The organism is Acidaminobacter hydrogenoformans DSM 2784 (assembly GCF_900103005.1).
Classification (GTDB): Bacteria; Bacillota; Clostridia; order Peptostreptococcales; family Acidaminobacteraceae; genus Acidaminobacter; species Acidaminobacter hydrogenoformans.
In genome coordinates this window covers 1-12172 of sequence record NZ_FMWL01000024.1, presented here as the reverse complement: position 1 = coordinate 12172, position 12172 = coordinate 1, and the positions used below count along the sequence as shown (strand labels likewise).

General features: G+C 45.5%; 11 protein-coding genes and 1 riboswitch. Of the genes, 3 read left to right on the top strand and 8 right to left on the bottom strand.

The window, feature by feature from the left end; translation table 11 throughout:
* Positions 1 to 156 precede the first annotated feature (156 nt).
* Together BLP63_RS15015 and BLP63_RS15010 are read right to left on the bottom strand one after the other, a co-directional pair.
* Positions 157 to 885, bottom strand: a complete 729-nt coding sequence (locus BLP63_RS15015) for a hypothetical protein (RefSeq protein WP_092593010.1) — start codon at positions 883 to 885, stop codon at positions 157 to 159.
* A gap of 294 nt (positions 886 to 1179) precedes the next feature.
* Positions 1180 to 3297, bottom strand: coding sequence for an MSCRAMM family protein (locus BLP63_RS15010; protein WP_092593009.1), 2118 nt, complete (start codon positions 3295 to 3297; stop codon positions 1180 to 1182).
* A gap of 140 nt (positions 3298 to 3437) precedes the next feature.
* A riboswitch (cyclic di-GMP riboswitch) is annotated at positions 3438 to 3521 on the bottom strand.
* Between the two features lie 425 nt (positions 3522 to 3946).
* On the opposite strand from BLP63_RS15010, the gene BLP63_RS15005 reads away from it, so the two are divergent.
* Entirely contained in the window at positions 3947 to 4624 is a 678-nt protein-coding gene (locus BLP63_RS15005; protein WP_092593007.1) for an LptM family lipoprotein, read from the top strand.
* Positions 4625 to 4818: 194 nt separating this feature from the next.
* On the opposite strand, the gene BLP63_RS15000 is transcribed toward BLP63_RS15005, so the two are convergent.
* The 5 genes from BLP63_RS15000 to BLP63_RS14980 form a co-directional block, all read right to left on the bottom strand.
* Positions 4819 to 5130: a type II toxin-antitoxin system RelE/ParE family toxin gene (locus BLP63_RS15000; RefSeq protein ID WP_092593005.1), complete on the bottom strand. Its 312-nt coding sequence runs from the start codon at positions 5128 to 5130 to the stop codon at positions 4819 to 4821.
* Positions 5127 to 5405: a type II toxin-antitoxin system Phd/YefM family antitoxin gene (locus BLP63_RS14995; RefSeq protein WP_092593003.1), complete on the bottom strand. Its 279-nt coding sequence runs from the start codon at positions 5403 to 5405 to the stop codon at positions 5127 to 5129. Before BLP63_RS14995 ends, BLP63_RS15000 begins: the two co-directional genes overlap by 4 nt.
* A 150-nt stretch (positions 5406 to 5555) precedes the next feature.
* Positions 5556 to 6395 (bottom strand): transposase, encoded by an 840-nt coding sequence (locus tag BLP63_RS14990; protein ID WP_170829493.1) that lies wholly within the window; start codon positions 6393 to 6395, stop codon positions 5556 to 5558.
* 5 nt (positions 6396 to 6400) lie between these two features.
* A complete protein-coding gene (locus BLP63_RS14985; RefSeq protein ID WP_092592999.1) occupies positions 6401 to 7546 on the bottom strand; it encodes a DNA-processing protein DprA in 1146 nt (381 codons plus the stop codon).
* A gap of 3 nt (positions 7547 to 7549) precedes the next feature.
* On the bottom strand, positions 7550 to 9238 hold the full coding sequence (locus tag BLP63_RS14980) for a YifB family Mg chelatase-like AAA ATPase (protein ID WP_092592997.1): 1689 nt from the start codon (positions 9236 to 9238) through the stop codon (positions 7550 to 7552).
* A gap of 787 nt (positions 9239 to 10025) precedes the next feature.
* Here BLP63_RS14980 and BLP63_RS14970 point away from each other — a divergent pair.
* Positions 10026 to 11144, top strand: a complete 1119-nt coding sequence (locus BLP63_RS14970; protein WP_092592995.1) for an RNA-guided endonuclease InsQ/TnpB family protein — start codon at positions 10026 to 10028, stop codon at positions 11142 to 11144.
* Positions 11145 to 11281: 137 nt separating this feature from the next.
* Here BLP63_RS14970 and BLP63_RS14965 read toward each other — a convergent pair whose 3' ends face one another.
* Positions 11282 to 11698 (bottom strand): nucleotidyltransferase substrate binding protein, encoded by a 417-nt coding sequence (locus BLP63_RS14965; RefSeq protein WP_092592993.1) that lies wholly within the window; start codon positions 11696 to 11698, stop codon positions 11282 to 11284.
* A 262-nt stretch (positions 11699 to 11960) separates the two neighbouring features.
* On the opposite strand from BLP63_RS14965, the gene BLP63_RS14960 reads away from it, so the two are divergent.
* Positions 11961 to 12172 (top strand): transposase family protein (locus tag BLP63_RS14960; protein WP_139159756.1); only part of this gene is annotated, 212 nt, incomplete at its 3' end.

Sequence of the window (12172 nt, the reverse complement as noted above, 5' to 3'; positions counted from 1 at the left end):
TACCCTGACTAAGGTGACTAAAACATTATAGCCTTTTGGCAAAAAATGGTCAGCCTCTCAATCCAAAAGGTGAGAGGCTGCAAACGCCTTATTTAAACGTACCGTTATAGTCTCATAAATATCTCAACTTCTACTAATTAGAACTGCCTTTAGTGATCAATCATCACCTGTCATCCAAAAGTCCTTCATCCCTGGAAGAAGGCCCTTCTTCTTGAGATGGCCATACCCCCACACTGATACGGCCAACGCGCCTATGCCATTCACGACGAAGTCCATCATGGTATCATTCAGCGCAGCCCGCCCCACCAGCAAGGTCCCATCTTCAAGGGTGAAACGCTGCATATTCTGGATAAAGGCGCCATCTATGACAAACTCGTAAATCTCCCACAGGACGCCAATCATCATGGTAAAGCAGAAGGAAAAGAATGCGACAAACAAAGGCGTCATATACAGGGGCACGCGCTTTGAGGTGTTCAGCATGGCGACCAGATAGAAGCCAAAGAAGCCCAGCATCATGCTGCTGAAAAAATGCAGTACGGTGTCCCAATGGGGGACGCGTTCGTAAAAATTCCGGATGGAGCCCAGAAAGATCGCCATAAACAGGAACACAAAGTACAGGATTTCCAGCGCTTCCGGCAGATCCACCCTCTGACTGGTCTCAATCAGACCCGGAAGTGTCATGACCACAAGCCCAAGCAGGCACTTAATCAGGATCTGGACATAGTCCGCCTTTACCAGAATATGATAGCTTTCCCCGCTGGGACTGACGGCATCCGTTGGCGCGTTGATAATGCCGAGCAGCGCGTAGATCATAGTCCCGACCAGGATCATGAACAGCAGGCGCCTGACCCGGTTTTTCAGGAGATAAGAAAATTGAATTTTCATGAGCGCGTCCCACCCTTTCTTCTGGTGAGGTTTATACCCTTTGGGTGGTTGCTGTACACAGCGCGTTGGGGGTGGATGTGGGGTGTTTGTCGAGGCAGCGGAGAGCAAAAAAAAGCTGCCGATGGTCATTTTACACCATCCGCAGCCCATCACAACAAATTTCGATTCTGCAGGAATAGCAAATGATCATGAACAGCGACGTCCTGCCATTCATGACCATTTGTTTTGTTGTTATCTGCTTAAGGGAGTGAGAGTTCTTTTAAGCCTCATAATATGAGCTGCTTCGAATTGCATTTAGATTGACTTTCGTTTCATGAAGACGCCTGCCAGAATCATAAGTGATCCAAGTGCATAAGCGGCATAAGGTGGCAATTCTCCTGTCTGCGGCAATGCAAGCGGAACTGCTACTTCTGCGACCTCGAATACATCTTCAACGACCACCTCGGCTACATCTGATGGAGCTAGTGGAGTTGGTTCCGGAGGAACTGTTTCGAGCGGTTCTTCAACGACGTTAGTTTCCGTGGTGACTGGATCATTATCACGATCATTATCACGATCATTATCACGATCAGAACTTGAGCCGCTGCTATTTCGCCAGTAGTTGCCAACCTTGATCTGAATATGTTGTGTCTCTTGATCAACAAAGACATACATTTCGCCATCTTTCAAATCTTCTGGCGCGGTAATGGTACGTGGAGAAAGTTCAATCAGTTTGTATCTTCCAAAAGGAAGATTACTGAAGATGATTTGTCCATCTTCAAAGTCGCCTGAACCGGTGGTCATAGTCCAGCTTTGAGGTTCAGAGCTTTCAGCCATAGAGAGTTCAACTACAGGCGCTGCTTCAAGACGGAACTGGATGTTGTTCAATAAAGGATCATCATTTTTTGGATTCTCATCGCCATCTTCCATGTCGCCATCTCGGTTGAGATCTCTGAACTTCATAATTTCGATGGACCCGGTTGGATCTTCAGGATCATCAGTTGGCGTATATTTGTTGATGATTGCAACGTCCTTAGTATCATTTTTGACGACTTCAATTTCAAAATCTGTCATCGTTTCTTTTTCGTTCATAGATACAAAGCTGTAATCGTCTGGAATATCGGTTTCGCTGATTTTATACATACCAGGCATGAGATTTTCGAGGGTTGTTGATCCTTTATGGGACAGTTCTACAGTTGTACTTTTACCTTCTGGATCGGTAACGACGATTTTAAAATTAGGAATTGTCTCTGGAAGTTCGTCGCCTTCATCAGTTTCAACCATTTTGCTGAGTTGGAGAGTACCTATTTCCGGATCTGGATCAGGATCTGGATCAGGATCTGGATCAGGATCTGGCGTATATTTGTTGATGATTGCAACGTCTTTAGTATCATTCTTGACGACTTCAATTTCAAAATCGGTCATCGTATTTTGGTCGTTCATAGATACAAAGCTATAATCTTCTGGAATATCGGTTTCGCTGATTTTATAGATTCCAGGCATGAGATTTTCCAGTTTCGTTGATTCTCCATTGGCCAGTTCTACAGTCGTACTCTTACCTTCTGGATCGGTAACGACGATTTTAAAATCAGGAACTGTCTCTGGAAGTTCAACGCCTTCATCCGTGTCAACCGATTTGCAGATTTGGAGAGCGCCAACTTCTGGATCTGGCTCTCCATCAGGGTTATACAAGTTGATGACTTCGACTTGTCTGGTTTGGTTTGCTGTAACTTCAACTTCGACATCTGACATTTGTGTAATACCATCAATACTTACAAATTCGTAATCGTCCGGTGGCATAGCTTCTGAAATGGAATATGTGCCTGGCATGAGTTCATTCAAGATCTTTGACTCGCCATTTGAAAGGAAGAATGTTTCGCTGTAATCATTAGGTCCATCAACTGTGATTTCGAATTCGTCCTCAGGCAATGTAACAACTTGATCACAGTGCGTGACGGTTTTCGTGACTTCAAGTGAACCATATTCTGGTTGTGTGCCATTGCAGTAGTAGAAAGTCATGTGGCTGATGGCATTATTGCCTGAGACGAACAGATCGCTGTCAGATGCAACTCCAGTAGGATAGCGGTAAAGGTCACCATCCGTGCTGTACTTGACATAGACAAAGTAGACTGGCTTAGTTGCATTGCTGAAACTGACGGAGAGAAATTCATTCCCTTCTTCTTTTTCATGATCGAAGGTTATGTTGACTTCAAAATCGCCATCCTTCCAAATGCCGCCATTTCCTCCGTCTAACCCGTCAGGATTACCATGATCATACTTCGACTGAACCAAATCACATGTAAGATTATACTCTTCCATTAAGTCAGATACGCTCGGATCTTTTTGTTCTGCAGCGATGCTCGGAATAATCGTCGACAAGATGATTAAGAAAACTGAGAATAAACTAATGAATGATTTTGTTCGGCGTTTCATTTTTTTTCACCTCTCTAATAAATTTTTTGCTCTCTGGATGCGCCCTGTTTTATATCTCTATGTAAGGGCTTTAGATTTGGTTTATTGTGGCGTTTTTTTGGAAAATAAAAAGACTGCCATGACAACAACTCAATGTTGTGCATAGCAGCCGGTCGATCGTAGCATCTGCTTTAGATTCCTGGCTTTGCGTCCCCAGCTTTCGCCTGAGTTTGCCTTTGTATGCAAATGTTTGGTTTTAAAGTTGTCCTCTTAAATTGAATTATAGAATCAACCCCTTAATAAGATCAAACTGGTTTTATTTATCAACCTTGAACCCGTTCATCTGACATCATTTTGTTAATATAGTTATACCCGCGGTTCATTTTTTTAGACAAGTTTAATAAATTCTTAATTAACAAACACTTCCTGAAATATTTCTTCCCACAGTTATATTGACGTTTGGGTTGTTTATCGCTTAAGAAACAGTGTTGCTCGAAATGTGAAACACCCCCTCCCCCCGCAGGATCTGACACCGGAGGTTCTTAAGAAGAACGAGAAATCTGTCTTGATTTTCCCGTTATGCATTATGTCCCTGTTTTGGGGTATAAATCAAATGTAAAACGTAGGAAGACAATACCATACTTATAGTGTTTAATGTGAGGCGAATAATATGAAAAAAATGCTGTCAGTTCTGCTAATTATATTTCTGACCATTACAGCGTTCACAGGGTGCGGCTCAAAAACTGAGCCAGCTGAAATCGAACCTGCACCCGCTGAAACCCAAGAAGCTACCGAGCCAGATACTGAGCCCGAAACCACCACAGAGAGTCCATCAGAGGAATTGGGTCCAAAGCTCTCTGGTGCCATAGTGGATCTAATGAAAAGCGGCACATATCTGATGAAGTACAAAACTACTATGGAATTTGAAGGCAAATCCATGGAAGCGGATGTAACTTTTGCGGTTGACGGAGATAAAACTGTATCTGTGAATAAAGGCGACGGCTTTGAAAGTACTATGATTATGCGTGATGACCGAATGTATATGATTGATCATAGTCAAAAAATGATCATGGAAATGGCTATCCCTGAGGATCCGGACGCCGTCGTTGAAAAAGTAGATACTACTGCGATCACCTTTGTAGGCAGAGGCGTTGAAGACGGACTTGATTATGAGGAATATTCAATCATGAATGGTACTATCAGATATTATTTTGATAAAAATGAACTGGTTAAAATTGTTTCCACTACAGAAGGTGTCACTTCAACTATGACAATTGAAGAGATCAGTGACACTGTTTCGGATGATCTTTTCGAAATTCCAACGGATTACCAGAAAATCAACATCTAAAAGTTTAATTCCGCAATTCAAAAACCGTATACGGAGGGTGGATATGTATCATAACCATCCGTATACGGTTTTTTGAGCACATTGGGGACTGTCCCCAATGATTTTCTTGGGGGTGGATGTGGCGGTGAATTCATGGGGTGGCTCAGCAAAAAAAAGAAAGCTGCCGATAGTCATTTTTCACCATTAGCAGCCTGTCACAGCAAATTTCGATATTCCCTTCTTCCATCAACAATTGCATAAATGATGACGACCCGTTGCTCGCTATGAATCTTGTAAAATATGAGATGTCTTTCAACTATCAAAACGCGATAACCTTGCTTTTTCAAAATAGAGTATCTTGGCAGACTTCCTGATTCAGGAAATTCTCTCAACCTATTTATTGCTGATTCCAATTTCTCCAAGTAGCCAAGCGCTGATTGATTATCACCAGAGTTATCCGCAATATAAAAAATGAGGTCACGCAGCTGATCTTCAGCTTTGTCCGTTCTCAAAATCACGTAGTTCATAAACTTTTCCTATTTTGCAGTTCAGCGCGTAGATCCCTGAAAACGTTTTCAACAGGTTCAACTCTTCCATTTTTCACGTCATCTTCTGCATCTGCGAGCATCCTTAACAATTCAAGTTCAGCTTCCATCTGATTAAATTCTTGAAGTCCTAAAATAGCCGTATCACCTCTCCCATTAACTGTTAAAATGACAGCTTTTCGCGATTCTCTAACAAGTTTTGAGATTTCATTATAGTGATTTCTTACATCTGCTGAAGGTCTAATAATGACATCCATTTCATCACCTCGTTTAATTTCATAGCCATATTATATCATAATTTGAATACAAGCGAAATGATGGCTTTAAAGCACATTGGGAACCGTCCCCTTTGATTTCCCCAATGATTCACAGGGAACCGTCCCTATTGATTTTTTCACTCCATCTTTTCACTCCATCCCCCTCATCAGCTTGGGCTTCGCCCTTGTCCCCTCCAGCATATAATGGACTGCCCGCGGTGTCATATTTAAAAGTGCCGCGATTTCCTTGACATAAAACCCCGCGAGATAGGCCCGCTCCGCAAACTGCTGCCGATGGGCGCTGATTAGTGCTGTTTTGTCCCGCTGACACACCAGCGTACGTATGGCATCATCCTTGATTTCACTGAAAAGCATGGCCTCCAGATTGGTCATTCTCTTCTGAAGCTTCTTATCCTGAACCTGCCTTTGATTTTTCTGAACTGGCATGTCACCGGAGATCAGAAGCGTATAGGCTGCCTTTGCCTTCACAGGATCCTGATCAAACTTGCTCAACAGCCCGGCCACATCCACCAGCCCATGCTTCGTGGCCACAATATCCAGGTGGGCGCACCAGCGATACTCTGCCGGTGCCTTGACCAGCCCAGCCCGCACTGGATTGTAAGCAATATAACGGATCAAGGATTGCAAGTAGCTGTTTTCGAGGATCAGCAGTCCTGTATAGCGCCCTTCGTAGAGAACGCCTTTTCGTCCGTATTTTTTGTTGTAATATTTCGTGTACAGCATATTAACGCGGTGCATAATGCGGTCAATGGAAGCTTCAGGTGTCTCAATAATCAGATGGTAATGATTATCCATCAGGACATAATAGAGGAGCGAAAAGCCATAGTCTTCCATGTCCATGGTTTCTTTCAGCAGATCACAGAACTTCGCTTTGTCGAGCTGGTCATTATAGATATGGGCGCGGTTGTTGCCGCGCTGGATAATGTGGTAGATGGCGCCATCGTAGACTATTGTGGGTTTTCTGCTCACCGGTCTCACCACCCCCTGTAATGCCAGCGTCCATCTGGCAGATAAGCGACTAATAAACTTCTCTCGTACTCAAGGAGTTCCTGTTCAAGACTGGCCAGCGGCACCCGCATCACATCCGCAAGTGCACCTATCGACATGGGTGTGTCTCTGAGTAGCGTAAGGATTGGTGTTTCAACCCCAGGTCCCAGAGCAACAGGATAAGCCTCAGCGAGTCCCTGGGACAGCAGCTTTTGATTCCCCGCGCAGGCCTTCGAACCCGGACGTCCCGGAACGGCCCATAAGCGTCTTCCCTGACGAATGGCGTGCTCAGCAGTATTCAAAGCACCACTCTGTAACCCCGCTTCAATCAGAATGACCTCCTCAGACCAAAGACTCATTAGCGCATTTCGCCTGAGAAAATTAACCTTGTAAGGCTCTGTACCCAGCGGAAATGGAGAAATCACGGCACCGTGCTCAGTCAAGCTGCGCATGAGGCCATAATGGGCGCTGGGGTAGCACCGGTCCAGCCCGTGGGCCACAAACCCCTGGCTTTGCCCGCCTTCTGCCAGCGCAAAGCGGTGAGCAAAGCTGTCAATCCCAAGCGCCAGGCCGCTGTTGATACAGAAGCCGCGCTGGATTAAATCGCGGCAGACGAGTTCTGTGGCATGATAACCATCTCCGGATGCCTGGCGGGTTCCAATCACCGCGGCGGATGGTCCGGTCACGGGCTCGCCCAAGACATAGACCACAAAGAAGATATCTTCCGATTGTCGTGGTTCAACCCATTGATCCGCCAATTCCTTCGAAGCCCTATATGCCCCGGGATTCAGCGTCCAAAGCTTGATGCCCAGTGACGCATTTCGTTCCATAAGGCGACTCGCCGGATCCAGGTCTTTTAGTTTTTTCCATTGGGCAGGCGTAGGTGGGCCCAGTCCCGGGTTGTGACTTTGGGAGAGGGATGGGAGATCGAGACCATTGGTAGACCACAGGGCTTGTGGGGTGGTGAAATGACGCAGAAGATCAAGCTTCACCCTGGGGCTCAGACCCTTCAGTTCAGCGAGCCAAAGCCAGTAGAGGTGACTGGGATCGTGGGGGTTCAAGGGTTCAAAGGGTTTATAAGGCAGTCCGCGACCGTTCGCAGCAAGCTGCGGCAATGGATGTGGAGGGTGCATAGGTCACCACCCCTTCAGCGGCGTGGCCTCTATCCTGTCAAGATCCCTGGACATGAGGGCCGAAACCACGTCTTCACGGCGGATATTCGCGGCGCCGTCCAGATCCGCGAAGGTCCGGGCCACTTTGAGAATCTTATGATAGCTCCGGGCACTGAACTGACTGGCGTCATGCGCGCTCTGGATGAGTTCAGAAGAAGCAGCATCAATAACGCAGTAGCGATCGATCAAGGCGACGTCCATCTGGGCATTGGTCCAAACGCCGTCTTCTCCCTTGAAGCGTTCAGCCTGAATGGACCGGGCCATCTCGACTTTTTTCTTGAGGCTGGCTGAAGCGTTGGGGCTTTGAGTGTTTTGGGGGGGTTGAGCTTGCGTGCAAGACTCAGGGTCGTGTGACGGTCTGTCATGGTGCAAGAGTGTGTCTGAGGGTGAGGAAGGCGCAACCGCTGCAGCATCACCGCCCCCTCCCCTGCCTTCTTTTCTCTTCGTGCTTTGCCTCGCGTTCGCGTCCTCAAAGAGATCCACCTTATTCATGAACTTTTGAATATCCATGCGCTCCAGGATGGGCCCCGAGATCCTCTGGCGGTAGGTCCTGACCTTGTGGGGCGAGCAGATGCATTTACCGGAGCCAAAGTTGCCGCAGGGACAAGGGTTCATTGCCGCTACGAGCATGAAGTTCGCGGGATAGACATTTGTCTGCTTGACCCGGGCGACCCTGACCACGCGGTCTTCCAGCGGCTGACGCAGGGCTTCCAGCGCGGTCCGGGAAAACTCCGGCAATTCGTCGAGGAAAAGTACGCCGTTGTGGGCCAGGGTGATCTCCCCGGGCTTCGCGTTCGTGCCACCGCCAATAATGGCGTTGGCGGAGGCGTTGTAATGCACACTTCTGAAGGGCCGCCGCATAGCCTCCTCAGGGCTTCGAGGAGACCCTGCCACACTGTGGATTGCCATGACTTCCAGCGCCTCGTCCTCATTCATGTCCGGCAGAATGGTCTCAATGCGCTTGGCAATCATAGACTTCCCGCACCCGGCGGGACCAATAAGCAGCAGATTATGCCCGCCCGCCGCAGCCGCCAGGACAAATTTGATCAGATGGTCCTGCCCCTTGACCTGGCTGAAATCCAGGTTTGAAATGGCCGGCAGCAGCTTCACCGCCTCACTTCTTGGCGTGTGGCGCATCCGCCCCTCAAACCAGTCGACGAGGTCGTGAATGGTGTCAAACCCAAAGCACTGGATGCCGTGGACCTTAACGGCCTCAGCCATGCAGGCATTTGGCAGCACAGCGTAACGGATGCCGTTTTGCCTGGCCTGGATCAGCATAGGCAGCATGCCATTAAAGCTCTCCAGATCCCCGCACAAGCTGATCCCCCCAAAGAAAACGGTTTCATCCAGGCTTATATTGTCGGGACAAATCTCCCCGCATTCCATGGCGAGGCTGAGAAACATGGGCAGGTCCAGGTATCCCCCGCTCTTCTGAACGTCCTGGGGCAGCATGTTGAAGACGATCCGGCCCTTGGGAAAGCGCATGCTCATAGTGTTGAAGCAGGCTTCAATTCTGTCTCTGGACTCTTTAATGGCCTTATCCGCAAGACCAATGATGCTCATGGTAGGTACCCCTTTGAGAATTCTTGCTTCGACTTTGATCACAAAGCCTTCAAGGCCGTTCATGCCTATGGTCTTAATCACCGTAGCCACCTAAAAAATACCTCCTTTGGAATATGTTATATATGTGTATTATAACCATATATTTACATTTTGGCAAATGAAATTTTTGTGGTGACACAATGGGGACGGTTCCCAATGATTTTGATCAAGTGATATTTTTGTTTTTTGTGGTGTAGCACAATGGGGACGGTTCCCGATGATTTTCTTGAGCACAATAGGAACCGTCCCCAATGATTCCCCAATGATTCTTGACCATCCCCTCTTGGTTAAATAGAGCTGCAGAAAAGCAGCATCTAAATTTCAGCCAGATACTCCAGGAAGCATTAAAGGAAAGGTTGCATTATTAGAGACTTCAACTAAAAAATCTGCCGGTGATCACATTATGACCATCGGCAGATTTTTTGAGGCATAGAACTATTATTGACTTCAATTGATTTTAATCTTTTCTGTAAAACGTGATTCCTACCCTTTCAATATGGTCAATCAGGGCTTCATTTTGAATGCTATGCCGGATTGATATGTCAAATTTATATGGAAGGTCGAGATTGTCAAGTTGCACCATTATCTCGAGAAGATCATCCAGCCTCAATTGATCTCCCTCAAGCATCAGATCAATTTTAGGTTATTTTTCAAAGACAGATTTGATTATCCTTTGTACATTTTCACTCAAGCCATATTTCATGAACATAGGCTGGATACACGTGACTTCAGTCGTGTGAGGAAAGCTTAAGTTTGAATCTTTGCTCGTTGTTTGTCCTAAAAAATGGTATAATATAGGTGTGAGTAAATCAAGGCTCGAAAGTGAGGTGACTTTGATATGAAGTTTACAATCACTGCCAAAATTCAGATTTACCCTACATCCGACAATATTATCCTTTTGAAAGAAACCATGTCGGTCTATAGAAAAGGTTGCAATTATATCTCCAGTATTGTATTTGAAACCAAAGTACTAAATCAGTGCATTTTGCACGACAAAACCTATCGATCACTTAGAAATGATTACGGGCTCAAGTCTCAGATGGCACAATCCGTTGTAAAGACTGTGATCGCCAGATATAAGTCCGCCAAATCGAATGGCCATAATTGGAACATTGTCAAATTCAAGAAACCTGAGGTTGATCTGGTCTGGAATCGCGATTATTCGATCAGCGGTCAGGTTTTCTCTGTCAACACCCTGCAGGGCCGGCTCAAAATCCCCTACGAAACCAAAGGGATGACTCAGTATTTTGATGGCTCCTGGACTTTTGGAACAGCCAAGTTAGTGATGAAGCACAACAAATACTTCCTCCATATCCCTGTCACAAAAGATATCCCAGAGATCCGTGATGACAAGATAGCCCAGGTCATAGGGGTTGATTTCGGTATGAACTTTCTTGCTGTCGCTTACGGCTCAGACGGGAAAACCTATTTCGATCCAGGCAGAAAAATCAAAGACAAAAGAGCGCATTTTACCAGAGTTAGAAAGTCTCTTCAGCGGGTTAAAACCCCCTCGTCAAGAAGACGACTTAAATCTCTCGGAAGTCGAGAAAACCGTTGGATGACTGATGTGAATCATCAGGTCTCAAAGGCACTCGTCTTACGATATGGTAAAGATGCGCTCTTTGTTATTGAAGATCTCACAGGGATCAGAAAGGCGACGGAATGTGTGAGAGTAAAGGATCGCTATTACAGAGTGTCCTGGGCGTTCTATCAGCTCCGTCAGATGCTTGAATACAAAGTTAGGAAGGCTGGCTCAAAAGTGATGGCGGTGGATCCAAGTTACACATCGCAAACCTGTCCAAAATGCGCTCACATTGACAAGGCAAACAGAGATAAGAAGAGACACCATTTCTCTTGCAAGTCCTGTGGGTATCAATCTAATGATGACCGAATAGGGGCTATGAATCTTCAGCAGATTGGAATGAAGTACATTGCTGAAGTGACAATGTCGGTATAACCTGCGTTGTCCGGGTGGCAGTCAACCCGCCCATGATGTAACCGCACGCCATTGGCGATAAAAGGTAGGAGGCCCGGGGGCCGCTTGTACTACTGGCGAGTTACAAGCTCGTGACTTCAGTCATGAGTTGTTGACGATCATTCACTCTCTTTTTCTTTTTGACTCAACAATTTGTCATATAACAGAACAAACTCAGAGAAATAGTGATCATGTATTAAAGTAATGATCTCATCTGCTGTTGTTTCATTGTAAGTATGACTCGTTAGATTTCTAATCTTAATCATTTCCATCCATATTTCACCATTCTCTATCAGACCTAGCTGGAAAGATTCTCTTACAACATCTCTTGATCCAAACAAATCAACTGTTCCCCTGGTCATTAGGAAATCTTTCAACGTTTTCCAGGCCAATTCATGCGTATATTCAAACGATTGAATAACGCCTTGTTTTTCCAAGTTTGAAAGCTGTTTCTCATTCATAATTTCTATTGCCTCGTTTAATTGATCTAATACTTTGCAATAGCTCTCAAATCTTTGATGCCATCGGACGTCCATGCTAAACCTCCGGAAAATTTGATAATATAATTTATTATACCAAGTTTAACTGCTTCAACAACTACTTATGGCATATAAAGCAAGAGGGATTCGAATAGTGTCCCCTGTTCATGTCGAAAACAAAAACGGCTCTATAATAAATGTTGGGGTGGGTGATTCCTCCCCAGCATTATTTTTTTCAAAAAAATAATGCACTTATATCTTTTGCTCCTTAAAATGTTAGTTGACTAGACAAACATTAAAGAAAGGGGCTTGGATATAAGTGCATCCTCATTCTACCAGTAAACTCTTAGATTTGAAAGATTGTATTATCAACAAAATCGACCATTCTGATTCTTTTATAAGAATTACAATCTCAACCAAGGCCAAGGAGGCTCACTGCCCGGCTTGTGGCAAATTGACTTCAAAGATTCACGACTATCGACATCAAACAATTAAAGACCTCCCCTTGATGTCTAAAAAGACATTGCTGAT

Bases quoted from the DNA above. Each gene is read 5' to 3' on its own strand.
- BLP63_RS15015 (WP_092593010.1), bottom strand. From the start codon at position 885: ATGAAAATTCAATTTTCTTATCTCCTGAAAAACCGGGTCAGGCGCCTG.
- BLP63_RS15010 (WP_092593009.1), bottom strand. From the start codon at position 3,297: ATGAAACGCCGAACAAAATCATTCATTAGTTTATTCTCAGTTTTCTTA.
- BLP63_RS15005 (WP_092593007.1), top strand. From the start codon at position 3,947: ATGAAAAAAATGCTGTCAGTTCTGCTAATTATATTTCTGACCATTACA.
- BLP63_RS15000 (WP_092593005.1), bottom strand. From the start codon at position 5,130: ATGAACTACGTGATTTTGAGAACGGACAAAGCTGAAGATCAGCTGCGT.
- BLP63_RS14995 (WP_092593003.1), bottom strand. From the start codon at position 5,405: ATGGATGTCATTATTAGACCTTCAGCAGATGTAAGAAATCACTATAAT.
- BLP63_RS14985 (WP_092592999.1), bottom strand. From the start codon at position 7,546: ATGCACCCTCCACATCCATTGCCGCAGCTTGCTGCGAACGGTCGCGGA.
- BLP63_RS14970 (WP_092592995.1), top strand. From the start codon at position 10,026: ATGAAGTTTACAATCACTGCCAAAATTCAGATTTACCCTACATCCGAC.
- BLP63_RS14965 (WP_092592993.1), bottom strand. From the start codon at position 11,698: ATGGACGTCCGATGGCATCAAAGATTTGAGAGCTATTGCAAAGTATTA.